The organism is Pigmentiphaga sp. NML030171 (genome assembly GCF_002188635.1).
GTDB lineage: Bacteria > Pseudomonadota > Gammaproteobacteria > Burkholderiales > Burkholderiaceae_B > Pigmentiphaga > Pigmentiphaga daeguensis.
The window spans coordinates 126,553-152,051 of the sequence record NZ_NINX01000033.1 but is presented as its reverse complement, the minus strand read 5'-3'; the positions used below and the strand labels follow the sequence as shown (position 1 = coordinate 152,051).

The following is a 25,499-nucleotide window of genomic DNA, read 5'->3' as shown; positions in this document are numbered from 1 at the left end:
CGCGGATCCGGCTTTGCCGGTCCGCCAGCGCCGCCCCCTTGAGGGGGAGCGGCCGAAGGCCGCTTGGGGGTGGACTTCCCTTCCGGTCCACTCGCATCGTCCCCTGGGGGGCGCGCGAAGCGCGTAGGGGGGTACTCTAGATGCATCTGGTCTTCGCCGGTACGCCGGAATTCGCAAAAGTCGCCCTGCAGGCCCTGATCGGGGCCGGGCATACGATCGGCCTGGTCCTGACCCAGCCGGACCGGCCGGCCGGGCGCGGGCTCAAGCTGACGCCCAGTCCGGTCAAGACGGCGGCGCTGGAGGCGGGCGTGCCGGTGCTGCAGCCGCGCAGCCTGCGGCTGGACGGCAAGTATCCCGACGAGGCCGCCCAGGCCCACGAGGCCCTGCGCGCGGCGCGGGCCGACGCGATGATCGTGGCCGCCTACGGCCTGATCCTGCCCCAGGCGGTGCTGGACATTCCGCGCCTGGGCTGCCTGAACATCCATGCCAGCCTGCTGCCGCGCTGGCGCGGCGCCGCGCCCATCCAGCGCGCCATCGAGGCGGGCGACGCGCGGACCGGGATCACCATCATGCAGATGGATGCCGGCCTGGATACCGGCGACATGCTGCTCGAAGGTTCCCTGCCCATCGAGGCGGGCCAGACCGCCGGCGAATTGCACGACCGCCTGGCCGTGCTGGGCGGCGAACTGATCGTGCGGGCGCTGGCGCGCCTGGAGGAAGGCGGCCTGCCGGCCACGCCGCAGCCCGCCCGGGGCGTGACCTACGCCGCCAAGCTGGACAAGGCCGAGGCGGCGCTCGATTGCTCGCGTCCGGCCGCCGAGCTGGCGCGTCGCATCCTGGCCTTCAATCCGGTGCCGGGGGCGACGGTGCGGCTGCCCGGCCTGGCCGATCCGGTCAAGGTATGGCGGGCCGAGGCGCTGGACGAGGCGTCGCCGGCCAGCCCGGGCAGCGTCGTGCGCGCCGGCGCCGCCGGCGTGGACCTGGCCACCGGCCAGGGCATCCTGCGCCTGACCGAATTGCAGAAGGCCGGCGGCAAGCGCCAGCCGGTCGACGTCTTCGTGCGGGGCTGGAGCCCCGATCTTTCCTGATGGCGCCGCCTGCCTCCGGGCCCATGTCGGCGCCCTTGTCGGACGTGCTGCTGGCCGCCGCGCGCGCTGTCCAGGGCGTGCTGGCGGGCGTCTCGCTGACCGATGCGCTGTCGCGCGTTGCCGCGCCGCTGCGGCCGGCCGCCCAGGCGGTGTCTTTCCACGCCATGCGCCAACTGGGCCTGGCCCGCGCGGTCAAGCAGGCGCTGATTCCCCGCAAGCCGGCCGATCCGCTGCTCGACGCCCTGCTGCTGACGGCGTTCGCGCTGCTGGTGGCGGACGAGCGCGAAGCCGCCGCGGCTGGCGTCAGTTATGCGCCCCACACGGTAGTGGACCAGGCCGTGCGCGCCGCCGCGGGCCAGCGTTCGCTCGCGCCGTTCAAGGGACTGGTCAACGGCAGCCTGCGGCGTTTCCTGCGCGAGCGCGACAGCCTGATGGAGACCGCCGCCCGCCGCCCCGAAGCCGTCTGGAACCATCCCGACTGGTGGGTGCGGCGCCTGCGCATCGAATATCCTGACCATTGGCAGTCGCTGCTGCGCGCCGCCAACCGGCCGCCGGCGATGGTCCTGCGCGTCAACCGCCGCCGCACCAGCCGCGAGGCGCTGATCGAGGCCTTCCGCGCCGCCGGGGTAGAGGCCCTGCCGGTGGGCGAGGCGGGCGTCGCGCTGTCCCAGCCCCGGCCCGTGCAGCAGTTGCCGGGCTTCGCCGAGGGTTGGTGGTCGGTCCAGGATGCCGCTGCGCAACTGGCGGCGCCGCTGCTCCAGGTGAAGGACGGCATGCGTGTGCTGGACGCCTGCGCCGCGCCGGGCGGCAAGACGGCGCATCTGCTGGAACTGGCGGATCTCGACCTGCTGGCGCTGGACATCGACGCCGGCAGGCTGGAGCGGGTGGATGCCAACCTGGCGCGGCTGGGCCTGTCTGCGCGCACGCAGGCCGCCGACGTGGCCGACCTGGAGACCTGGTGGGACGGGCGGCCCTTCGACGCGGTGCTGGCCGACGTGCCGTGCACGGCGTCGGGCATCGTCCGGCGCCATCCGGACATCCGCTGGCTGCGGCGCGAGGGGGATGTCGCCAATACCGCCGCGCTCCAGGCGCGGATTGCCGATGCCTTGTGGCAGGTGGTGGCGCCCGGTGGTAAATTGCTCTATGCAACCTGCTCGATTTTTCCCGCGGAGGGGGCCAGGCAAGCCGAGGCTTTCCAGCTCAGGCACCCCGATGCGGCGCGGCTGCCTGCGCCGGGGCAATTGCTCACGCAGGCGGAGCCTGATCGGCCGGCCGAGCAGCACGATGGTTTTTTCTACGCGTTGTTTGCCAAGGTTTGATCATTCTCCGACTCCGCCGCGTCCTGATCCTGCCGGTCGTCGCCCTGATGTTGCTGTGGGGCGGCCAAGCCCCGGCATCCGAGCCCGCCGTCCAGTCCGTGACGGTGACCGAACGCGGCCGCGACCTGCTCCTGAGCGCCGATGTCCTGCTTGACCTGAACAACCAGCTCGAGGATGCCGTCGCGCGCGGATTGCCGCTCTACTTTTCGGTCGAGGTCGAGATCCGCCGCCCCCGCTGGTACTGGTTCGACGAGGTCGTGCTGTCCTCGAACCAGACCTGGCGCATCGTCTACAACCCGCTGACGCGCCAGTGGCGCGTGCATTCGGGCAACCTCGCGCTGCCCGTGGGATCCCTGGTCGAGGCCTTGTCGGTCGTGCGCCATGTACGCAACTGGCGCATCGGCGACCGCGACGCGCTGAATCCCGACACCCGCTACGAAGGCCGGCTGCGCGTGCGTTTCGACATCTCCCAGTTGTCCAAGCCGTTCCAGGTCAATGCCCTGAACAGCAGCGACTGGTCGCTCGCGACGCCCTGGACGGAATTCAACGTGCGCCTGGGCAAGGAGCCCGCGCCGCCGCCCAGCTCCGGTGCCGCGCCGCCCCCCGCCGCCCAGCCCGGCCTGCCGCCGCCGCCCTTGCCGCCGCCTTATGCCGTGCAGCCTCCCGCCGGTTCCGGCCCCGGTGCCGCGCCGTCCGCCCCCATGCAATCCGTTCCCGCCCAGTCGGCGCCCCCGTCGCCGTCCGCGCCCATCGTCCCCGCCAACGGCGCCTCCGCCGGCGGCAACGGCCTGGTCCCGCCAGGCGGATCGCCCCACGCGCATCCGGGGGGACTGGGCCTGACTCCTCCCACGGAGTCCCAATGATGCGAACCCGCCGCGTGCGTATCCTGAACCGCTTCCTGCGCGTCCTCCTGGGCATGGGCGGCGTGAGCGCCCTCTTGCTGCTGTTCCTGCTGGCCTGGTCCACCGGCAACTCCTCCCGCCTCGAGCAACAGTACGGCCTGCTGCTGGGGCTCAATGCCATCATCGCCCTGGCGCTGTTCGCCTGGGTGGTCGTGCTGACCGTCAGGCTGATGGGGCAACTGCGGCGTGGACAGTTCGGCGCCCGGCTCACCTCCCGTTTCGCGCTGGCGTTCGCGCTGGTGGGGGTGGTGCCCGGCGTCCTGATCTACATGCTGTCGGTGCAGTTCCTGTCGCGCTCCATCGAGTCGTGGTTCAACGTGCGGGTGGACACCGCGCTCGAGTCCGGCCTGAATCTCGGCCGGGCGGCGCTGGACTCGCAGCTCCAGGAGATGAATGCCAAGGCGCGCACCATGTCGATCGAACTGGGCGACAACCAGGAATCGAACGTGGGGCTGTCGCTGACGCGGCTGCGCGAGCAGGTCGGGGTGCAGGACGCGATGGTGTTCACCTCCAGCGGGCGGGTCATCGCCTGGTCCACCAATTCCTACGGCTCGCTGGTGCCGGAGACGCCCACGCCGCAGGTGCTGCGGCAACTGAAGATCGCGCGTTCCTATGCCGCCGCCGAGGCCAACAGCACTGCCAGCCCGACCACCGTGGAGGGCGTGCAGGGGCCGTTGGGCACGACCCGCGACACGTCCAATGGCGGCGCCCTGCGCCTGCGCGTGATCGTGCCCATCGCGCCCGTCGGCGGCTTCGAGCTGCCCGGGGTGCTGCCCGCCGAGTCGCGCTACCTGCAATTGTTGCAGGGCGTGCCCGAACAGATCGCCAGCAACGCCGAGGAAGTCCAGAGCGGCTACCGCGACTACCAGGAGCTGTCGCTGTCGCGGGTGGGCCTGCGCAAGCTGTACGGCATCACGCTGACCCTGGCGCTGCTGCTGGCGGTGTTCGCGGCGATCGCGGCGGCCTTTTCGCTGTCGTCGCGGATGGTGCGGCCGCTGCTGCGCCTGGCCGAGGGCACGCAGGCGGTGGGCGTGGGCGACTACCGGCCCATTCCCGAACCGCCCCAGAGCGACGAACTGGGCCAACTGACCCGCTCGTTCAACGCCATGACCCGCCAGCTGGACGAGGCGCGCCGGATGGTCGAGAGCAACCGGCGCCAGCTCGAACGCAGCAACGTCTATCTGGAAAGCATCCTGTCGAACCTGTCGTCGGGAGTGCTGGTGTTCGACGAGGCCTTCCGCGTGGCCACCGTGAACCGCGGCGCCCAGCAGATCCTGCGGGTGGACCTGCGCGCGGTCACCGGGCGGCCGCTGGAGACCATAGACGGGCTGACCGCCTTCGCGCAGACTATACGCACGGCGTTCGCCGAGCACGCGGCGGCGGGCACCGGGCGCCAATACTGGCAGCAGCAGTTCGAGATCGTCCGGCCGCAGCCGGCCGCCGAGGCGGACGGCGCGCGCGAAGGTAACAATTCCGATCCCACCGGCGACGACAATACGATTACCCTGCTCGCGCGAGGATCACACCTGCCGGTGGCGGGAGCGAGTGGGGGCTACGTGGTGGTGTTCGACGACATTACCGAGGTCATCTCTGCCAACCGCGCGGTCGCGTGGGGCGAGGTCGCGCGGCGGTTGGCGCACGAGATCAAGAACCCGCTGACGCCCATCCAGCTCTCGGCCGAGCGGATCGCCATCAAGCTGGCCGACAAGCTCGCGCAGCCCGACGCCGACATGCTCAAGCGCTCGACCACCACCATCATCAACCAGGTCAGTTCCATGCAGCGCATGGTGGATGATTTCCGCGAATACGCCAGGACGCCGCCGGCCCAGCACCAGCTGCTGGACCTGAACGAGCTGGTGGCCGAGGTCCTGACCCTGTACGGATGGGACACGGCGGGCGGCGTGCTGAAGGCCGGCACGGGCAACATCGCGCTGTCGGTGGACCTGGCATCGGTGCTGCCGCGCGTGCGCGGCGACGCCACCCAGCTGCGCCAGGTCATCCACAACCTGATCGCCAACGCCCGCGACTCCATCGAAGAGAAGGCCAAGGAGGCGGCCCGCCAGGCGGGGGAAGGCGCGCCGGCCGGACCCACGTCCAGCGACCGCATCTCGGTCAGCACGCGCCTGATCCAGACGCGGCTGCCCGACGGCCGCGAGCACGCGTCCATCAAATTCATGGTGACCGATACGGGTACCGGCTTCGCCGCCCGCATCCTGCAGCGCGCCTTCGAGCCCTACATCACGACCAAGGCGCGGGGGACGGGGCTGGGGCTGGCCATCGTCAAGAAGATCGTCGAGGAGCACGGAGGCAGAATTGATCTTGCCAACCGGCCCGAAGGAGGGGCAATGGTCTCTATACTATTCACTCGGCTTGCCGGGGGTACGGACGTTGCACACGATGCGTCGCGTTTTTCCGAGACTGCGGGGGCGCAGTCCGCGTAACAGAGGTTTCTAAAGATATGGCCAGAATTTTGGTGGTTGACGACGAGGTCGGCATCCGCGAACTCCTGTCGGAAATTCTTTACGACGAAGGGCATACGGTCGATCTGGCCGAGAATGCCGCGGCCGCGCGCGCGCTGCGCGCCGCCAATCGTCCCGACGTGGTCCTGCTCGATATCTGGATGCCCGACACCGATGGCGTGACGCTGCTCAAGGAATGGGCGGCCCAGGACCTGCTCGACATGCCCGTCATCATGATGAGCGGCCACGCGACCATCGATACGGCGGTCGAGGCGACCCGCATCGGCGCGATCGATTTTCTCGAGAAGCCGATCACGATGACGCGCCTGCTCAAGACCATCGCCGGCGCGCTGGAACGGGGCCGGGCCGGCGCCAAGCCGGCCGCGCCGCAAGCCCCCGCGCGGCCCGCCATGCCGGGTTACGCGCCCGCGCCGCCCACGACCGGCGACGGCATGCGTGCGCCCGCCCCCGGGCTCGCGCCGGCCGTCGACCGCTCGGCGGGCGCGGTGGCCATGCACGACAACCAGCCGCGCTCGCCCCTGCTGAGCCTGTCGCTCGACCTGCCGCTGCGCGAGGCGCGCGACGCGTTCGAGCGGGTCTATTTCGAGCACCACCTGGCGCGCGAGGGCGGCAGCATGACCCGCGTGGCCGACAAGACCGGACTGGAGCGCACCCACCTGTACCGCAAGCTCAAGCAACTGGGAATCGAACTCTCGCGTAAACGAGGCGTATGAAAATCCTGATACTCGGCGCTGGCCAGGTGGGGACCAGCGTGGCCGAGAACCTGGTATCCGAGCACAACGACATTACCGTCATCGACACCGACGGCGCCCGTCTGTCCGTGCTGCAGGATCGCCTGGACCTGCGGGGGTTGATGGGCAACGGCACCCACGTGTCCACCCTGCAAGAGGCCGGGGCGGCCGACGCCGATCTCTTCATTTCCTGCGTGACGGCCGACGAAAGCAACCTGGTCGCCTGCAAGATCGCCAAGAAGGTGTTCAACGTGCCGCGCTGCATCGCGCGCGTGCGCTCGTCCGAGTTCCTCGACCACGAGGAGTTGATGGCCGAGGACGGTTTCGACGTCGATCACCTGATCTGTCCCGAGCGCAGCGTGACCAGCTACATCGAGAAGCTGGTCGACATTCCCGAGGCGCTGCAGGTGGTGGACTTCGCCGGCGGCCGCGTCTGCGCCGTGACGGTGCGCGCCGCCGCCGGCAGCCCGCTGGCGGACCAGCCCATCCAGACCCTGCGCGAGCGCCTGCCGGGCGCCGATGTCCGCATCATCGCGATCTTCCGCAACAACCGGCTGGTGCCGCCCGAGGGCGACACGCGCATCGAGCCGGGCGACGAAGTGCTGTTCCTGGCCAACACCCGGCACGTGCGCCAGATCATCCGCGAGCTGCGCGAGAGCGACAAGCGCGTCAAGCGGGTCATGATCGCCGGCGGCGGCAACATCGGCCTGCGGCTGGCCCGCGGCATCAGCGATCACTGCGACGTCAAGGTCATCGAGCGCAACCGCAAGCGCTGCGAATTCCTGGCCACCCAGCTTCCCAGCCGGTCCCTGATCCTGAACGGCGACGCCACCGACGAGAACCTGCTGGAGGACGAGAACGTCGCCGAGATGGACCTGTTCCTGGCGCTGACCAGTGACGACGAGGACAACATCATGTCGTCGCTGCTGGCCAAGCGCATGGGCGCCCGGCGGGTGATCGCGCTGATCGGGCGCAAGAGCTATGGCGAGCTGATGGAGGGGGGGCGCATCGACATCGCCATCTCGCCGTCCGAGGCCACCATCGGCGAATTGCTGCGCTACGTGCGGCGCGGCGACGTGGTGTCCGTCCATCGCCTGCGGCACGGCGTGACCGAGGCCCTGGAGGCCATCGCCCACGGCGACGCCAAATCCTCGAAGGTCGTGGGCCGCCGGATCGAGGACATCGACCTGCCGCAGGGCGCCACCATCGGCGCCGTGGTGCGCCAGGATGAAGTGCTGATGGCGCACCACGACACCGTCATCGAATCGGACGACCATGTCATCGTCTTCGTGGCGCACCAGCGGCTGATCGCGCAAGTGGAAAAGCTGTTCCAGGTCTCGGCGACTTTCTTCTGATCCTTCCGGACCCGCCGCATGCGCAAATTGATTCCGGTCCTGCACGTCCTCGGACTCGTCATCGCCCTGTTCTCGATGACGATGGCGATACCGCTGGCGACGTCCTTCATTTTTTCCGATGGGGCGCGGGACGCGTTCATCCGCGCCATGGTCGTCGGCCTGATCGCCGGACTGCTGCTGAGCCTGGCGACGCGCAGCCAGCGGCGCGAGCTGACCCCGCGCGACGGCTTCCTGCTGGTGTCCCTGGTCTGGAGCGTGCTGGCGCTGATCGCCACCCTGCCGCTGCTGTTCTACTACCACCAGATCGGCGCGCCGCTGTCGATGACCGACGCCTATTTCGAGGCCATGTCCGGCATCACGACCACCGGTGCCACGGTGCTTTCCGGGCTGGACAACCTGCCGCCGTCGATCAACGTCTGGCGCTGCACCCTGGTCTGGATAGGCGGCATGGGCATCCTGGTGCTGGCGGTGGCCATCCTGCCCATGCTGGGCGCGGGCGGCAGCCAATTGTTCCGGGCCGAGACGCCGGGCCCGATGAAGGACGAGAAGCTCACGCCGCGCATCACCGGCACGGCCAAGGGCCTGTATGCCATCTACATGCTGATCTCGGTCCTGTGCCTGCTGGCCTACCGGATGGCGGGCATGAACTGGTACGAGGCCTATTGCCACATGGCCTCGACTATCGGCCTGGGCGGATTCTCGACCCGCGACGCGAGCTTCGCCGCCTTCGACTCGCCGGCCATCGAACTGGTGGCCGTGGTGTTCATGACCATCGCCGGCATCAGTTTCACCCTGCACTTCCAGGCCTTCCGGCGCCGCAGCCTGGGGCCCTACTGGCGCAGCACCGAGGCCAAGGCCTACCTGGCCGTCCTGGCGATCTCGGTGGCGGCCATCACCGCGCTGCTGCTCGAGCGCGGCAACTATGACTCGGTCTGGACGGCCCTGCGCTTCGCGCTGTTCAACACGGTGTCGGTGGCGACCACCACCGGCTTCGTCAGCGCCGACTATTCGACCTGGCCCATCTTCGCCCCGGTCTGGATGCTGGTGCTGTCCTGCTTCGCCACTTGCGCAGGTTCCACCGGCGGCGGCATTAAGATGATCCGCGTGGTGATCCTGGTCAAGCAGGCGCGCCGGGAACTCATCCACATCCTGCACCCGCGCGCCATCAACCCGGTGCACATCGGTGGCCTGCCGGTGCCCAACCGGGTCGTGTTCTCGGTGATGGCCTTCATGCTGTTGTACTGGGCCTCGCTGATGGCGCTGACCATGGCCATGCTGTACACGGGGCTGGATCCGGTCACCGCCTTCACGGCCGTCCTGGCCAGCCTCAGCAACACCGGCCCGGGCCTGGCGGATGTCGGTCCGGCAGGCACGTTCGCCGTGCTGAGCGACGCCCAGACCTGGATCTGCACCTTCGCCATGCTGATCGGCCGCTTGGAATTGTTTGCTGTACTGGTCCTCTTCACCCGGGCATTCTGGCGGAAATGAAGCCGGTCCCAGTCGTGATATTAGTTGGTGCTTACTTACGTGAGGCGCGCAGTCTGGCACTGGAAGAGGCGCGGGCTCATGTAAGCGAAGGGTTACAGGCGGTGATTGTGGAGGGCGGGCCGGGAACTTTGTCCGCCCCACCGGGGGTCGAACTGGTACAGCTGGCGCCCGGGTGCGTTTGTTGCGTAGGGCAGCTGCCGCTGCGGGTGACCGTGGCGAGGCTGCTCCGGCAATCCCGGCCGGCCCGGCTGTGGATAGAGGTCAGCGCGGCCCAGCATGTCGCCGAGCTGCGCAGGCAATTGAATGGACCAGGTTTTGCAGGAGCGGTGAAGCTGTACGAGGGTTAGGGCCCTAAGCCGGTATCGAGCATGGTGTGGCCGATAGGCGGTATCAATCCGGTTGGCCCTCTTGATTTCCAAACGCAGGCACCAACTTAATGAACAGGTGGTCGGTCAGACCCCTGTCTCCAGGAGCCAGACCATGGAAATGATCTATAACAGTCCCAACTATGTCGTAGTGGAGTTCGCCCAGCTCGATGGCGCCTCCGCGGGGGGATTCGAAATCGTCGACAAGCAGGCGCGCCGCGAGATCTACATCGCGGGCGAATCGGCCGAGCAATTCCGCTCCCAGGTGCGGGAATTGATCGCCACCGAACCTTCGATGGAAGACGTGGACGAATTCCTGAGCCAGTTCGACGTCTACATGCACCATCCCGTAACCCTGCACTGATTCCGCCGGGCCGGCGCTCCGCGCCGGCCGGACGGTAAGCACATACTCTTCCTCCATGGGGCTATAATGGCCCCTGTCATCGCGCCGGCAGGCGCGGCATACGCACGAATACCTTCCAATCCGCCTGCCTCGCTCTTGCGCCCATCCCTTGGCCGGCTGGGCGTCTCCGGCGGGTTTCTCCCGCACTCCCGCGTTTTTGCTGATTTGTCAGTGGATGCTTACTCCTGGGCCCCGGTTTTTCGGGTGTCAGCCTAGGGGAAACACTTAAGATCGGTCAATTTTACGGAATCTGTCATCAACCAGCGGCTAAACTCGCCCAACGATTCTTTCACGTGATGCTGCCCCGACGCTCCGCGCGTCCGGCGTCGCCCCCCGGGTAGATGACTCACCCCGGCCACCTTTCCAAAGGAGACCCCGATGCAGTCCATCGCATTCACGGCATCCGCGCCCAACACCCTGGGCATCGAGCTAGAACTGCAGATCGTCGATCCGCAGACCTTCGACCTGCGGGGAGCGGCCGAAGAGCTGCTTGCCCAGATCGCCAACCACCCCTATGCGGACCGGGTCAAACCCGAGATCACCCGGTCCATGATCGAACTGAACTCGTCGGTGCACACCGATCCCGCCCGCCTGCTGGAAGAAATGCGCGAGATGCGCGACCTGCTGGTCGAGGCCGCGGACGCCGTCGGCGTGCGCGTGGCCGGCGGCGGCACGCATCCGTTCATGCGCTGGCATGACCGGACCATCTACGATTCGCCCCGCTTCCAGTACCTGTCCGAGATGTACGGCTACCTGGCCCGCCAGTTCACCGTGTTCGGCCAGCACATCCACCTGGGCGTGCCCAGCGGCGATGCCGCGATCGCCATGACCCAGAAGCTGTCGCCCTACGTGCCGCACTTCATCGCGATGTCGGCCTCGTCGCCCTACTTCGAGGGCGTCGACACGCAGTTCGCGTGCAGCCGCCTGAACGCGCTGAACGCGTTCCCCATGTGCGGGCACCTGCCCCCCGAGGTGGTGGACTGGCACGGCTTCGAGGCCTATTTCGCCCAGTTGCAGACCTCGGGCCTGATCGAGAGCATCAAGGACCTGTACTGGGACGTGCGGCCCAAGCCCGAGTTCGGCACCGTCGAGATCCGCGTCTGCGACACCCCGCTTACCGTCGAGAAGGCCTGCCAACTGGCGGCCTTCGCGCAGGCGCTGGGCATCGTCCTGGCCGACGAACCCGCGCCCGGCGCCGAGGCCTGGATGGCCTACCGGACCAACCGCTTCCAGGCCACCCGCTTCGGGCTGCACGGCAACTACGTCGATCCCGTCCACGGCCGCATCCGCCTGAGCGAGCACCTGCGCATGACCTTCGACCGGCTGATGCCGGTGGCGCGCCGCCTGGGCACGGCGGACCTGCTGGAAGCCCTGCGCGAGGAAATCTTCACCCACGGCGGCGACTGCAAGTGGCTGCGTGCCCAATACAACCGCGGCCAGGAAATCGCCGAGGTGGTCGAGGCGGCGGTGGGCGCCTGGCGCGGCGAAGCCCCGGCCGACGTCGAGCAGCGCTTGCCCGAACTGCCGGCGCGCCGGCGGGTGCGGGCCAGTTCCGAGCCCATCCTGAACCTGGACGGCATGAAACCGTTCGCGTTCAAGCGGCTGGGCGGCCGGCTGCACTAAGGCGGGGCGCATCCTGGAATGGATGCCGGGCCGTTTCTCGTCTAGAATGAAATCTATTTCATTCAATAAAATGACGAAACATGCCCGCCTTGCCCGAGTCCCGGCTGGCCCGCCGCGTGTCCAGCCTACGCGAAGCCCCGCTGGACGTGCCCACCCGCGAGCGGCTGGCCCAGGCATTGCTCGACTGGTTCACCGCGGGCTGGTCGGCGGCGCCGATGCCGCTGGCCGGATGCTTCAGGACACTGGCGGCGGATTGCTACCCCGGTACGGGCGAAACCCCCGTCTTCGGAGGCGCCATGCTGCCGCTTCCGGCAGCCGCCTTTGCCAATGCCGCCATCGCCCATATCCGCGAGATCGATGATGCCCACCGGGCTGCCATGCTGCATCCTGGGGTGGTAGCCGTGTCGCCGGTGATGGCGTTTGCTTCGGGCGGCCAGCTCACGCGCCGCCGCATGGCCGACGCCATCCTTGCCGGTTACGAGGTGGCCCTGCGTGTCGGGGAAGCCTTGGGCACGCGCCACGCCGCGAACTTTCACGCCACGGCCACGGCCGGCACGCTCGGCGCCGCCGCGGCCTCGTCCATGGCGCTGGGCTTGCCGGAGGCCGTGCTGCACCACGCCCTGGGCCTGGGAGCGACACAGGCCCAGGGACTCTGGCAACTGATGGAAGACGATGCCCAGGAGTCCAAATCCCTGCATCCGGCATTTGCCGTGCGCAACGGCATGACGGCCGCCCTGGCGGCGCGTGCGGGCTTGCCGGGGGCCCGGTCTTTCGTCACGGGCAAACGGGCGCTGTACGCCAATTTGGCCGGCGACGGGCCGCTGGATGCGCTGGATGCGGGGCTCGACGGCCCGTTGCGCCTGCACACCGCTACCATCAAGGCGTGGCCATGCTGCGCGCAATTGTTCACGCCCTTGGATGCGGCGCAGGAACTGCTGGCGGCGCATCGTCCCGACATCGGCGCGATCCGCGAAATCGAGGTCGCAATCTTTCCCCACGCACTGAAGATTGCCGGGGTCGATTGGCCCGCCCGGCCGGCCGAGACCTGCTTCAGCCTGCGCTATGTGCTCGCGGTATTGCTGCTCAGGGGCCGGCTGACCATCGAGGACATGGAGGCTCCCCGGTTGGACGATCCGGCGTTGCGCGACCTGGCCGACCGCATCCGCATCAGGACGGACGAAGCCTTCCAGCGCGAATTCCCCCATCGACGTCCCAGTACGGTGACGCTGGTCATGGCCGACGGTAATCGGTTATACGCCCGGCGCGACCTGCGCCGCGGCGATCCCGAGGATCCGTTCGACTGGAACCAGATGTTGGCCCGCATGCGGGCGTTCGCGCCCGCGATGAGCGACGAGGCGGCCAGCTCGATCGCCGCCTGGTGCGAAGCGTTTGTCGATCCCGCGTGCGATGGCGAGCCGGCGCTGCCGCCACCGTGTTTGTTCGGCACCGCGGAATTGCGCGCAGGAGTGGCCGCCTAGCGCCTGCGGCGCGATGCCGGCTCCAGCGCGGCGTCAGTCGCCGGGAGGCTGCCACCCTTCCGGAGGGCGACAGGCGAATTCCTGCAGGGCCAGCTCGCGCCTGACCGCCTCCACCGCCGCAGCCTGCGCCTTGGGGTTGAACCGCGAGGCCAGGCCCAGGACGACGACGGCGCCGATAAAGCTGCTGTCCGCGTCGAAAACGGGCAGCGCCACCGAGGTCATCTCGGGGACGCGTTCGGCCCGGGTCATGGCATAGCCCCGGGCGCGGATTTCCTCCGCCAGCGGCGTCGTCCCGCCGGTATAGGCGCGCAGGACATGCGAGGACGACCCCCCCTGGTCCAGGGGCAGCCGGGTGCCGACTTCGACATGGTGGCGCACCTCCCGCGATGAATTTTCGCGGTACAGGCAGATACGGTCGTCGCCGACGCGCACGTAGAGGGCGACTGTCTCGCCGGTTTCCTGCATGACGTTGCGCAGCACGGGCTGGATGCGCGCCCCCAGGTCGAAGGTGCTGCGATAGAGCATGCCCATGTGCAGCAGGGCCGGGCCGAGCGCGTAGTCGCCGTTGTCGAACCGGTGCAGCAGGCGGGATTTGGTCAGGACGCCCGCCAGCCGGAGCAGCGTGGCCTTGTCCAGTCCCGTGTGTTCGGCCAGCTCGCGCAGCGACAGCCGCAGCCGGTCGGCGTCGAAGCTTTCCAGGATGGTGATGCCGCGTTCCAGGACGCCGGCGGGGGGAGTAGGGGAAGACTGGCTTGACACGTGCTTCGAAGCCTCTTAGAGTTTTGCTCAATAAAATTTATTTTATTCAATAAAACGAAAGACGGCTCGACTCATTCCTCTCCGTCCATCCGGACGTCCCGTCTTCGTGGTTTCGGACCTTGATCCTTTGGCAGCTTTCATGTCCCTGCATTCCGATTCCTTGGCCGCCGCGCTCGCGGCCATTGTAGGCGAGCCCTATGTGCTGACCGCCGCCGGGGACGTCGCCCGCTATTGCGGCGACTGGCGGGGCCGGTACCCTGGCGCCGCGCGCGCCGTCGTGCGGCCGGCCGATACCCGGGAAGTCGCACGGGTAGTGGCCGCCTGCGCCGCGCACGGCGCGGCAGTGGTGCCCCAGGGCGGAAACACCGGCTTGGTGGGGGGATCGACGCCCGACGACTCGGGAACCGAGGTCGTGCTCAGCCTCGACCGCATGAACCGGGTGCGCCGGGTCGACCCGCTGGACAACAGCATGACGCTGGAGGCCGGTTGCACGGTACGGGCCGCCCAGGAAGCCGCCGCCGCCCAGGGAAGGCTGTTCCCGCTGGCGCTGGCCTCGCAGGGAACGGCCACTATCGGCGGCGTGGTGTCGACCAACGCGGGTGGGGAGCAGGTCGTGCGCTACGGCAATACGCGCGATCTCACCCTTGGCCTGGAAGTCGTGCTGGCGGACGGTTCCGTGCTGGACCTGCTGACGCCCCTGCGCAAGGACAATACCGGCTACGACCTCAAGCAGTTGTTCATCGGCGCAGAGGGCACGCTGGGTATCGTCACGGCGGCCACGTTCAAGCTCTTTTCCCCGCCGCGCAAGGTGGTCACCGCATGGGCCAGCGTGCCGGATCCCCAGGCGGCCGTCGGCCTGCTGGCGAGCCTGACCGGCGCGGTCGGGGAACGCGTGACCGCGTTTGAATTGATCAACCGCGAGGCGTTGGACCAGGTGCTGGCCCACCCGCTGGATGGGATGCGGGATCCGTTGGCGGGCGGGTATCCATGGGCGGTCCTGATGGAAATCTCGGAGACGTCCAGCGCCATGGATCCGACTTCCGCGGTCGAGGCGGCCCTGGAGGCGGCGATGGAAGGCGGTCTCGTGACCGACGCCGTCCTGGCGGCATCCGGCCGGCAGGCAGAGGAGCTGTGGGCGCTGCGGGACCACGTGCCGGAAGCGCAGCGCCTGCAGGGGTACTCGATCAAGCACGACATCTCGGTATCCGTCTCCCGCATTCCCGACTTCATCGCCCGGGCCGACGCGGCGCTCGCCGCGGCGGTGCCGGGCATACGCCTCGTGTGCTTCGGGCACGTGGGGGACGGCAACCTGCACTACAACCAGAGCCGGCCGGCCGGCATGAGCGACGAGGCTTTCCGCGCCGTCGAGGAAGAAGTGCACGCCCGTGTGCATGCCATCGTCGCAAAGCTGCAGGGTTCGATCTCCGCCGAGCACGGCATAGGGCGGCTCAAGCAGGCCGCCTTCCTGCAATACAAACCGGCCTTGGCCGTGTCGCTGATGCAGCGTATCAAGCATGCGCTGGATCCGGCTTCCCTCTTCAATCCAGGGCGCCTCCTGCCGCGCTCCACCTCTTCCAACTGACGCCAGGACAACAGCAATGCCGTCATCCGTATTCGATATTCAATCGCTCCAGCACCTGTGGAGCACCGATGAAATGCGCGAGATCTTCTCGGAAGAGAATCGCGTGCAGAAATGGCTGGATTTCGAGGTTGCCCTGGCCCGGTCGCAGGCCGAACTGGGCATTATTCCCGCCGCGGCCGCCGAGGAGATTGCCCGCCATGCCCATGTGTCGGGCCTGGACCTGCCGGCCATGTCCGCGGAGATCCGCCGCATCAAGCATTCGCTGGTCCCGGCGCTCAAGCAGGTCCAGGCGCGCTGCAAGGAGCACGGGGAATGGCTGCACTATGGCGCCACCACGCAGGACGTGCTGGACACCGGCATGGCGCTGCAGGTCAAGCAGGCTCACGCCGTGATCCTGCGCGACGTGCTGGCCGTGATCGGCGAGTTGAAACGCCTGGCTGTCGAGCACAGGGACACCATCATGGTCGCGCGCACCCATGGAGTGCAGGCGTTGCCCATCACCTTCGGCCACAAATGCGCGATCTGGCTGGACGAGATGACGCGCCATTTCGAGCGCCTCAAGGCGTGCGAGCCGCGCGTGATGGTCGGCATGCTGGCCGGCGCGGTGGGCAGTCAGGCGTCGCTCGGGGAGCAGGCGCCCGAACTGGAGCGCCGTGTGCTGGACCAGCTCGGGCTGGGCGCGCCCGCGATCAGCTGGGCCCCGGCACGCGATCGCTTCGCCGAATACGCCTGCCTGCTCGCCATGATCGGCGCCACGCTGTCGAAAGTCGGCAACGAGTTGTTCAACATGCAGCGCAACGAATTTGCCGAAGTGGAAGAGGCATTCTCCGACGGCAAGCTCGGGTCCTCGACCATGCCCCACAAGCGCAACCCCACCTCGGCCGAGAACCTGGCGGGGTTGGCGCGGCCGCTGCGCTACAACGCCGCGCTCATGATCGAGGGGATGGTCAGCGAGGGCGAACGCGACGGTATCGCCTGGAAGGTCGAGTGGAAGGCGCTTCCCGAGTGTTTCCTGATCGCGGGCGCGATGCTGTTGCAAGGCAAGAACCTTCTGGCCGGGCTGCGCGTGGACGCCGATGGCATGGCGCGCAACCTCGACATGATGCGCGGCTATCTGCTGTCCGAACGCGTGATGCTGGCGCTGAGCGAACGGGTAGGCAAGGCGACGGCGCACGAATGGATCTATGAAGCGTCCATGCACGGCATCACGCACAAGCTCGACTTCGCGCAGGCGCTGCGCCAGCACGCGGGCCTGGCGGGGCTCCTCGGCGACGAGGAGATCGCCAGATTGACCGACCCCGCCGGCTACCTGGGCCAATGCGCCGCCTCCGTGGATCGCGTGGTGGAGCAGTCCGATCGGGCGATCGGCCGGCTGTCCTGATGGCGGCCGGATAGGGGCGGCACGCGCGAGACGGCGCGGACCGGCCGGAGGAGGAAGAGCCGCCCGCGCTATTACATACAAAAGAACCAAAGGAGATCATCGATGGCGTTCACCAAGACTGTTTCGCGCCGCGCCGCCTTGGCGGCGGGCGCCTTCGCATGCGCCTGCGCCGCGCTTGCCATGCCGCAGGCGGCGCAGGCCGCCTATCCCGAACGGCCGATCACGCTGCTGGTCGGATTTCCCCCTGGCGGCGGGGGCGACCTGTATGGCCGGTTGATCGCTTCGGCCCTGAGCAAGACGCTGGGCCAGACCGTGGTGGTGGAAAACCGTCCCGGCGCCGGCGGCAACATTGCCGCCGAGCAGGTGGCGCGCGCCAATCCCGACGGATACACCCTGATCCTGGCCATGAGCGGCAACTTCGCGGCGTCGCCGGCCTTCAAGCCGCAACAACTGCGTTACAAGGTCCCGGACGACTTCGCCATGATCGGCCTCATCCTGGAAGCGCCGCATGGCATGTTCGTGTCCCACAACTCGTCATACAAGAGCGCGGCCGAGGTGCTGAAGACCGCCAGGCAGAAGGAGCTGACCTTCGCGTCCACCGGTACCGGCGGCGCGGCCCACATCGGCATGGAACGCATCAAGTCGCTGGCCGGGCTCAATCTGCTGCACGTGCCGTACAAGGGCTCGGGGCCCGCCATCGCCGATCTCATCGGCGGGCAGGTGGACCTGTTCTTCGCGACGGCTTCGCCCCTGATCGGCCAGGTGAGGCAGGGGCAACTGCGCGTGCTGGCCCTGACCGGCGAAGAACGCAGCCCGGCGCTGCCCGACGTGCCCACCTTCAAGGAGCTGGGCGTGAACATGACGATGACGCAATGGTACGGACTGGCGGCGCCTGCCGGCACGCCCAAGGCCGTGGTGGAAAAGCTGTCGCATCATCTCGGCATGGCCTTGAAGGATCCCGCCGTGCGGGAGGCCATCCGGAAGGATGCGGCAGTCGAAAAGGACGTGCCCATGGACAAGTTCCGCGAGTACGTGCTCCGTGACATCGAGCAATACCGCGAAGCGGTCACGCCCGAGCTGATGAAGATGATGGGGTTGTGATCCCCGTCCGACTAAGGAAGCAAGCATGCAGTACGAAACCCTGGTAGGTGTCGACGAACTGGCGCAGGCACTGTCCGCGGATCGCTCCAAGGTGCTGGTGGTCGATTGCAGTTTCGACCTTGCCGACCGTCGGGCCGGCCGGCGCCTCTACGAGGGCGGCCACATTCCCGGCGCCCGCCATGCCGACCTGGAAGAGGTGCTGAGCGGCGCCAAGACCGGCACCAATGGCCGCCATCCGCTGCCCGAGCGGGACTCTTTCGCCCGGGCCATGCGCGCGCTCGGCGCCCACGACGACACCCAGGTCGTGGCGTATGACAACGCCGGCGGCATGTTCGCGGCTCGCTTGTGGTGGCTGCTGCGCTGGGCGGGCCATCGCGCGGCGGCCGTGCTCGATGGCGGCATGGCCGCCTGGCGCGCCGCCGGCCTTCCCGTCGAGACCGATGAACCGGCGCGCGCGGCCAGCGGCACGTTCTCGCTGCGCGATGCGCTGACCCGCACCGTCTCCCTCGATACCTTGCGGGCCAGCCTGGGAAGCGGTGAATACCTGATCATGGATGCCCGTGCCGCCGACCGCTTCCGGGGCGAGAACGAGACCCTGGATCCGATAGGCGGCCACATCCCCGGCGCGCGCAATCGCTTCTTCCGCGACAACCTCACCGACGCCGGCCTGTTCCGTTCCGCGGAGGAACTTCGCCGCGACTTCGAAGCGCTGGCGGGCGGCGTGCCGGTGCGGCAGTGGGTCAACCAATGCGGCTCCGGCGTCACGGCCTGCCACAACCTGCTGGCCCAGGCGGTGGCGGGCCTCCCCGGCGCGGCGCTGTATCCCGGTTCATGGAGCGAATGGTCGGCGCAGCCCGACGCCCCCGTGGCCACCGGCCCGCAGGACTGAGGCGCGCCATGGCCGACATCGACACCGCGTTTCCGTCACCGGGCATGCTGCCGCACAGCGCGCACTGGGGCGTCTTCCAGGCGCGGCTCGACCGGAGCGGGCTGATCGTGCAGCCGCATCCGGACGATCCCGATCCGAATCCCATCATCGAGAATTTCCCCGGGGCATTGGACCATCCCGCGCGCGTCACGCAGCCCATGGTGCGCCGGGGCTGGCTGGAGAACGGACCGGGGCCCGACGCCAGGCGCGGCCGCGACGAATTCGTGGCCATGTCCTGGGACGAGGTGCTCGACCGCCTGGCCGCGGAGCTTTCCCGCGTCAAGCAAAGCCATGGTCCCGAGGCAATATTCGGCGGCTCGTACGGCTGGTCCAGCGCCGGGCGTTTCCACCATGCCCAGAGCCAGGTCCACCGTTTCCTGAATACCTCGCTGGGCGGCTACGTCCGCTCGGTCAACAGCTACAGCGCGGGCGCCTCGGGCGTCATCCTGCCCCACATCCTGGGCAGCATGGACGAAGTCGCCCGGCGCAACGTCACCTGGGAACAGATCGTCGCCCATACCGACGTGGTGCTGGCTTTCGGCGGCATGGCGCTGAAGAACTCGCGCGTGGCCAGCGGCGGCATCAGCCGCCACGTCGAGCGCGGCGCCATGCACGATGCGGCGCGCCGCGGTTGCCGGTTCTTCTGCATCAGTCCCCTGCGCAGCGATATGCCGGCAGAGGCGGATGCCAGCTGGCTGGCGATCCGGCCGGGCGCCGATACGGCGCTCATGCTCGGCCTGATGCATACGCTGGTGGCCGAGGGCATGCACGACCGCGCCTTCCTCGACCGGTATTGCGACGGCTGGGACCGCTTCGAGGACTACCTGATGGGGCGGAGCGACGGGCAGCCCAAGTCCGCAGCGTGGGCCGCGCCGAAATGCGACCTCGCGGCCGCCGAAATCGCCGAGCTGGCACGCAGCCTGCCCGGCAAGCGGGTATTGGTGACGGTGTCGCATTCGCTCCAGCGCGCCGAGCATGGGGAACAGCCGGTATGGGCCGGCGCGGTGCTGGCCGCGGTGCTCGGCCAGCTCGGCCTGCCTGGCGGAGGCTATGCCTATGCACTGGGGACGCTGGCGCACTACGGCAAGCGCAGCAACGCCGTGCCGGTGGCCGCGCTGCCCCAGGGCACCAATGGCGTGAAGGATTTCATCCCCGTGGCGCGCGTCGCGGACATGCTGCTGCATCCGGGGCAGTCCTATGCCTACAACGGCCAGACCCGCACTTACCCCCGCATCCGCCTGGCGTACTGGGCGGGCGGCAACCCCTTCCACCATCACCAGGACCTGGCCCGGCTGGCGATGGCTTTCCGCCAGCTCGATACCTTCGTCGTGCATGAGATCGCCTGGACCGCCACGGCTCGCCATGCCGACATCGTTCTGCCCAGCACCATGACCCTGGAGCGCGAAGACATCGGCGCCACGCCTACCGATCCGCTGGTCGTCGCCATGCATCGCATTGCGCCCCCCAACGGGCAGGCGCGCGACGACTACGACATCTTCGCCGCGCTGGCCGGGCGGCTGGGCACGCACGAGGCGTTCACCGAGGGACGCACCAGCCGCCAGTGGCTGGAACATCTGTACGAGCGGACCCGTGCCGCCCTGCGCGAACTCGGCGGCGAGGCCCCGGACTTCGAGACATTCTGGCGGCAGGGAAGCCTGGTACTGCCACAGCGCGAAGACGATGGCGGCATCCTGCGCGCGTTCCGCAATGATCCCGCAGGCGCGCCGCTGCCCACTCCCAGCGGCAAGGTGCAAGTGAGTTCACCCGTGGTGTCAGGCTTCGGCTATGCCGATTGCCCCGGGCACCCCGCCTGGCTGGCGCCGCAGGACGCGCCTACCGACGCTCATCCGCTGTATCTCGTCGCCAACCAGCCGGCGACCAAGCTGCACAGCCAGCTGGACTTCGGCCGCCACAGCGCGGGAGCCAAGCGAGATGGCCGGGAGGTATGCACCATGCATCCGGACGACGCAGCGGCGCGCGGCATTCGCGAGGGCGACATCGTGCGCCTGTCCAACGGCCGCGGGGCCTGCCTGGCAAGCGCTGCCTTGAGCACCGACATTCGGCCTGGCGTGGTGCAATTGCCTACCGGGGCCTGGTATGACCCCGCGGACAGGCAGGACGACGGCCCGCCCCTGTGCGTACACGGCAATCCCAACGTGCTGACGCGCGACGCGGGCACGTCCTCGCTGGCCCAGGGTTGCACGGGACAGCTCACCGCGGTCCAGGCCGAACGCTACGATGGCCCGCTTCCGGCCATCCGCGCTTTCGAGCCGCCAGTTCCCGGTGCCCGCTGAATTCGACGCCAGTATGGGGCACCTTCGTTGCCCTTGGTAAAATAGCGGGTTAGCCAGTCCACCCCCTGGCTGGCCGTGCCTCCCAGGGGCCTGTGCCAGGGATCCTGCGAGGCCCCGTGTCGTCCATGTCTTTCCCCGCCCTTCCCTATCCCCCTTCGTCCTACACGCGCGGCGCCGAGTTCGCGCGCCTCCTGACCGAGCGCATCCTGATCCTGGACGGCGCGATGGGCACCATGATCCAGCGCTACAAGCTGGACGAGGCGGCGTTCCGGGGCGAGCGCTTCGCCGGCCACGGCAAGGACGTGAAGGGCAACAACGAGCTGCTCAGCCTGACCCGGCCCGAGGTCATCCTGGAAATCCACCGCGGCTATCTGGCCGCGGGCGCGGACATCATCGAGACCAATACCTTCGGCGCTACCTCCATCGCCCAGGGCGACTACGAGCTGCCCGAACTGGCCTACGAGCTGAACCTGGCCTCGGCCAGGCTGGCGCGCCAGGCCTGCGACGAGTTCGGCACGCCGGAGCGGCCCCGTTTCGTGGCGGGCGCGCTGGGGCCCCAGCCCAAGACCGCGTCCATCTCGCCCGACGTGAACGATCCGGCGGCGCGCAACGTCACCTTCGACGAGCTGCGCGCGGCCTATACCGAGCAGTTGAACGGACTGCTCGACGGCGGCATCGACCTCGTCCTGATCGAGACCATCTTTGACACGCTGAACGCCAAGGCGGCCATCTTCGCCGTCGAGGAAGTGTTCGAGGCGCGCGGCGAGCGCCTGCCCGTCATGGTCTCGGGCACGGTCACCGACGCCTCCGGGCGCATCCTGTCGGGGCAGACGGTCGAAGCCTTCTGGAACTCGGTACGCCACGCCCGCCCCATCACCATCGGCCTGAACTGCGCGCTGGGCGCGGCGCTGATGCGGCCCTACATCGCCGAGCTGTCGAAGATCAGCGACACCTTCGTCTGTGTCTATCCGAACGCCGGCCTGCCCAATCCGCTCAGCGACACGGGCTTCGACGAAACGCCGGAAGACACCTCGCGCCTGCTGGAAGAGTTCGCCCGCGCCGGCTTCGTCAACGTCGTGGGCGGCTGCTGCGGCACCACGCCTGACCACATACGCGCCATCGCCGACAAGGTGGCGGGGCTGCCGCTGCGCCAGCCCCCGGTGATCGAGGCGAAGATGCGCCTGTCCGGCCTGGAGGCGCTGAACATCGACGAAGAGACTCTGTTCGTCAACGTGGGCGAGCGCACGAACGTCACCGGCAGCAAGATGTTCGCCCGCCTGATCCGCGAGGAGAAATTCGACGAGGCGCTGGCCGTGGCCCGCCAGCAGGTCGAGAACGGCGCGCAGATCATCGACATCAACATGGACGAGGCCATGCTGGATTCGCAGGCCAGCATGACGCGCTTTCTGAACCTGATCGCCTCCGAACCCGACATCTCGCGCGTGCCGGTCATGATCGACAGCTCCAAGTGGAGCGTGATCGAGGCCGGCCTGAAGTGCGTGCAGGGCAAGTCCGTCGTCAATTCGATCTCGATGAAGGAAGGCATCGAGCCCTTCCTTCACCAGGCCCGGCTGTGCCGGCGCTACGGCGCGGCGGTGGTGGTCATGGCCTTCGACGAGCAGGGCCAGGCCGATACGCTCCAGCGCCGCATCGACATCTGCGGACGCGCCTACAAGCTGCTGGTGGAAGAAGTGGGCTTCCCGCCCGAGGACATCATCTTCGACCCGAACGTGTTCGCCATCGCCACCGGCATCGAGGAGCACAACCACTACGCCGTGGACTTCATCGAGGGCACGCGCTGGATCCGGCAGAACCTGCCGCACGCCAAGGTGTCGGGCGGCATCTCCAACGTCAGCTTCTCGTTCCGCGGCAACGAGCCGATGCGGGAGGCCATCCACACGGTCTTCCTGTACCACGCCATCCGCGAAGGGCTGACGATGGGCATCGTGAACGCCGGCCAGCTGGGCGTGTACGCCGACCTGGACCCGGTGCTGCGCGACCTGGTGGAAGACGTGGTGCTGGACCGCGCCGAACCGCTCGGCCGCAAGGACCCGGGCGACGAACGCACGTCCACCGAGCGGCTGGTGCAGTTCGCCGACACGATCAAGGGTTCGGGCGCCAAAAAGGAAGAAGACCTGGCCTGGCGCAGCCTGCCCTACGGCGAGCGGCTGACGCACTCGCTGGTGCACGGCATCAACACCTACATCGTCGAGGACACCGAGGAAGCCCGCCAGGCCGTGGACGCACGCGGCGGCCGCCCCATCGAGGTGATCGAGGGGCCGCTGATGGACGGCATGAACGTCGTGGGCGACCTGTTCGGCTCGGGCAAGATGTTCCTGCCGCAGGTGGTGAAGTCCGCGCGCGTGATGAAGCAGGCCGTGGCCCACCTCATTCCCTTCATCGAGGAAGAAAAGCGCCAGATCGAGGCCGCCGGCGGCGACGTCCGCTCCAAGGGCAAGATCGTCATCGCCACGGTCAAGGGCGACGTGCACGACATCGGCAAGAACATCGTCAGCGTCGTGCTCCAGTGCAACAACTTCGAAGTCGTCAACATGGGCGTCATGGTGCCGGCCGCGGAAATCCTGGCCAAGGCCAAGGAAGAAAAGGCCGACATCGTCGGCCTCTCGGGCCTGATCACGCCCAGCCTGGAGGAAATGGCCTACGTCGCCGCCGAGATGCAGCGCGACGACTACTTCCGCGAACGCAACCTGCCGCTCTTGATCGGCGGCGCCACCACCAGCCGCGTGCACACGGCCGTGAAGATCGCGCCGCACTACGAAGGCCCGGTCATCTACGTGACCGACGCCAGCCGCTCGGTGGGCGTGGCGCAGAACCTGGTGTCGGACCAGGCCGCGCAGTACATCGCCGAGATCAAGACCGAATACGAGCGCGTGCGCGAGCAATACGCCAACCGCAAGGCCACGCCGCTGATCCCGCTGGCCGAGGCGCGCGCCAACAAGCCGCCCATCGCGTGGGACGGCTACCAGCCGCCGCGGCCCAAGTTCATCGGCCGTCGCACGTTCAAGAACTTCGACCTGGCCGAGATCGCGCGCTATATCGACTGGCAGCCCTTCTTCCAGACCTGGGACCTGCACGGCGCCTTCCCCGCCATCCTGGACGACGCGGTCGTGGGCGACTCGGCCCGCAAGGTCCATGCCGATGGCCTGGCGCTGCTCAAGCGCGTGATCGAAGGCCGCTGGCTGACCGCCAACGGCGTCGTGGCCTTCTACCCCGCCAACAGCGTCAACGACGACGACATCGAGATCTACGCCGACGAGTCGCGCCAGAAGGTCCTGTTCACCTGGCGCAACCTGCGCCAGCAGACCGCCAAGCGCGAAGGCGTGGACAACAAATGCCTGGCCGACTTCATCGCGCCCAAGTCCAGCGGGATTGCCGACTACATCGGCATGTTCGCCGTCACCGGCGGCCTGGGCATCGAGAAGTGGGAAGCCGAGTTCCAGAAACAGCTCGACGACTACTCCAGCATCATGCTCAAGGCCATCGCCGACCGGCTGGCCGAGGCCTTCGCCGAAGCCATGCACGAGCGCGTGCGCAAGGACCTGTGGGGCTACGCGCCGGACGAGGCCCTGGACAACGAGGCGCTGATCAAGGAGGCCTATCGCGGCATCCGTCCCGCGCCCGGCTACCCGGCCTGCCCCGAGCACACGGTCAAGCGCGACATGTTCGAGGTCATGGCCTGCCAGGACATCGGCATGGAACTGACCGACAGCCTGGCCATGTACCCCGCCGCGGCCGTATCCGGCTTCTACTTCAGCCATCCCGAGTCGCAGTATTTCAACGTCGGGAAGATCGGCGAGGACCAGCTGGCGGATTACGCGTCGCGCAGCGGACGCAGCGAGGACGAACTGCGGCGGGCGTTGATGAGCAGTTTGTGACCTCCTAGCGCGGCTGGAAAATGATGATCCCCATGCCGGCCAGCGCCACCGCCGCGCCCGCCACGTCCCACGAGGTGGGCCGTATGCCGTCCACGGCCCACAGCCACACGATGGCGGCGCCGATGTAGACGCCGCCGTAGGCGGCATAGACCCGGCCGGCGGCGGTGGGGTGCAGGGTCAGCAGCCAGGCGAACAACGCCAGGCTGGCCGCCGCGGGAACCAGCAGCCAAACCGAGCGCCCTTCCCGCAGCCATAAGTAGGGAAGGTAGCAGCCGACGATCTCCGCCAAGGCGGTGGCGACGTAGAGAAGAAAGGTGCGCATGCCG

Annotated in this window: 18 protein-coding genes; 16 read left to right on the top strand and 2 right to left on the bottom strand. The window is 68.3% G+C overall.

The window, feature by feature from the left end; translation table 11 throughout:
- The first annotated feature begins 140 nt into the window (after nt 1–140).
- The 10 genes from fmt (at nt 141) to CDO46_RS12875 (ending at nt 13,232) form a co-directional block, all read left to right on the top strand.
- The gene (fmt, locus tag CDO46_RS12920; protein ID WP_087838875.1) at nt 141–1,088 is read left to right on the top strand and encodes a methionyl-tRNA formyltransferase; all 948 of its coding nucleotides are present in this window, start codon (nt 141–143) and stop codon (nt 1,086–1,088) included.
- Nucleotides 1,088–2,407, top strand: coding sequence for a 16S rRNA (cytosine(967)-C(5))-methyltransferase RsmB (gene rsmB / locus CDO46_RS12915; protein ID WP_087838874.1), 1,320 nt, complete (start codon nt 1,088–1,090; stop codon nt 2,405–2,407). The genes fmt and rsmB overlap by 1 nt, the downstream gene beginning before the upstream one ends.
- A complete protein-coding gene (locus tag CDO46_RS28760; protein WP_303395832.1) occupies nt 2,404–3,270 on the top strand; it encodes a DUF4390 domain-containing protein in 867 nt (288 codons plus the stop codon). Before rsmB ends, CDO46_RS28760 begins: the two co-directional genes overlap by 4 nt.
- A 23-nt stretch (nt 3,271–3,293) precedes the next feature.
- Nucleotides 3,294–5,750, top strand: coding sequence for a PAS domain-containing sensor histidine kinase (locus tag CDO46_RS12905; protein WP_087839100.1), 2,457 nt, complete (start codon nt 3,294–3,296; stop codon nt 5,748–5,750).
- A 17-nt stretch (nt 5,751–5,767) separates the two neighbouring features.
- The gene (locus CDO46_RS12900; protein ID WP_087838873.1) at nt 5,768–6,502 is read left to right on the top strand and encodes a response regulator; all 735 of its coding nucleotides are present in this window, start codon (nt 5,768–5,770) and stop codon (nt 6,500–6,502) included.
- Nucleotides 6,499–7,875, top strand: coding sequence for a Trk system potassium transporter TrkA (trkA, locus tag CDO46_RS12895; RefSeq protein WP_087838872.1), 1,377 nt, complete (start codon nt 6,499–6,501; stop codon nt 7,873–7,875). The genes CDO46_RS12900 and trkA overlap by 4 nt, the downstream gene beginning before the upstream one ends.
- Nucleotides 7,876–7,893: 18 nt before the next feature.
- Nucleotides 7,894–9,363: a TrkH family potassium uptake protein gene (locus tag CDO46_RS12890; protein WP_087838871.1), complete on the top strand. Its 1,470-nt coding sequence runs from the start codon at nt 7,894–7,896 to the stop codon at nt 9,361–9,363.
- A 480-nt stretch (nt 9,364–9,843) separates the two neighbouring features.
- The gene (locus tag CDO46_RS12885; RefSeq protein WP_087838870.1) at nt 9,844–10,092 is read left to right on the top strand and encodes a DUF3567 domain-containing protein; all 249 of its coding nucleotides are present in this window, start codon (nt 9,844–9,846) and stop codon (nt 10,090–10,092) included.
- Nucleotides 10,093–10,509: 417 nt separating this feature from the next.
- Nucleotides 10,510–11,754 carry a YbdK family carboxylate-amine ligase gene (locus tag CDO46_RS12880; protein WP_087838869.1) on the top strand — a complete coding sequence of 415 codons (1,245 nt, stop codon included), beginning with the start codon at nt 10,510–10,512 and terminating at the stop codon, nt 11,752–11,754.
- An 80-nt stretch (nt 11,755–11,834) separates the two neighbouring features.
- Nucleotides 11,835–13,232, top strand: a complete 1,398-nt coding sequence (locus CDO46_RS12875; RefSeq protein ID WP_087838868.1) for an MmgE/PrpD family protein — start codon at nt 11,835–11,837, stop codon at nt 13,230–13,232.
- A 33-nt stretch (nt 13,233–13,265) separates the two neighbouring features.
- Here the strand turns inward: CDO46_RS12875 and CDO46_RS12870 are convergent, their stop codons facing one another.
- Nucleotides 13,266–13,991 carry an IclR family transcriptional regulator gene (locus tag CDO46_RS12870; protein WP_087838867.1) on the bottom strand — a complete coding sequence of 242 codons (726 nt, stop codon included), beginning with the start codon at nt 13,989–13,991 and terminating at the stop codon, nt 13,266–13,268.
- Nucleotides 13,992–14,130: 139 nt separating this feature from the next.
- Between CDO46_RS12870 and CDO46_RS12865 the strand changes: the two genes are divergently transcribed.
- The 6 genes from CDO46_RS12865 to metH all read left to right on the top strand — a co-directional run bounded on the left by CDO46_RS12865 (nt 14,131) and on the right by metH (nt 25,173).
- Nucleotides 14,131–15,573, top strand: coding sequence for an FAD-binding oxidoreductase (locus tag CDO46_RS12865; protein ID WP_087838866.1), 1,443 nt, complete (start codon nt 14,131–14,133; stop codon nt 15,571–15,573).
- 16 nt (nt 15,574–15,589) lie between these two features.
- Complete coding sequence (gene purB / locus CDO46_RS12860) at nt 15,590–16,954, top strand: adenylosuccinate lyase (RefSeq protein WP_087838865.1); 1,365 nt, start codon at nt 15,590–15,592, stop codon at nt 16,952–16,954.
- 102 nt (nt 16,955–17,056) lie between these two features.
- Entirely contained in the window at nt 17,057–18,055 is a 999-nt protein-coding gene (locus tag CDO46_RS12855) for a tripartite tricarboxylate transporter substrate binding protein (RefSeq protein WP_087778255.1), read from the top strand.
- A 25-nt stretch (nt 18,056–18,080) separates the two neighbouring features.
- Nucleotides 18,081–18,944, top strand: a complete 864-nt coding sequence (locus tag CDO46_RS12850; protein ID WP_087838864.1) for a sulfurtransferase — start codon at nt 18,081–18,083, stop codon at nt 18,942–18,944.
- Between the two features lie 8 nt (nt 18,945–18,952).
- On the top strand, nt 18,953–21,277 hold the full coding sequence (locus CDO46_RS12845; protein WP_087838863.1) for a molybdopterin-dependent oxidoreductase: 2,325 nt from the start codon (nt 18,953–18,955) through the stop codon (nt 21,275–21,277).
- Between the two features lie 125 nt (nt 21,278–21,402).
- Nucleotides 21,403–25,173 (top strand): methionine synthase, encoded by a 3,771-nt coding sequence (metH, locus tag CDO46_RS12840; protein ID WP_087838862.1) that lies wholly within the window; start codon nt 21,403–21,405, stop codon nt 25,171–25,173.
- Between the two features lie 4 nt (nt 25,174–25,177).
- Here metH and CDO46_RS12835 read toward each other — a convergent pair whose 3' ends face one another.
- The gene (locus CDO46_RS12835; RefSeq protein WP_087838861.1) at nt 25,178–25,495 is read right to left on the bottom strand and encodes a YnfA family protein; all 318 of its coding nucleotides are present in this window, start codon (nt 25,493–25,495) and stop codon (nt 25,178–25,180) included.
- Nucleotides 25,496–25,499 lie beyond the last annotated feature (4 nt).